A 251-nucleotide genomic window follows, 5' to 3' on the forward strand; every position below is an offset into this window, starting at 1 on the left:
CCAGGAGGCGCGCCTCGGTGCGGTCGGGGGCGTCGTCGGGGGTGTCGCCCAGCGCGTCGGGGGCGGGCGAGACTGCATCCGGGCCTGCATTACGAAGTGTCATCTTGTGTAACACTGTAACGCGACCCGACCCGATCTGACGACCCACCCGGAGGACGCGTGAGCACCCAGGCCGAGAACGAGCGCATCGACATGCGGTGGGACGGCTGGGGCGACCCGGCGCGCGCGCACGGCCTGCCCGGCGGTGTGAA

This window comes from Promicromonospora kroppenstedtii DSM 19349 (genome assembly GCF_000515355.1).
Classification (GTDB): domain Bacteria; phylum Actinomycetota; class Actinomycetes; order Actinomycetales; family Cellulomonadaceae; genus Promicromonospora; species Promicromonospora kroppenstedtii.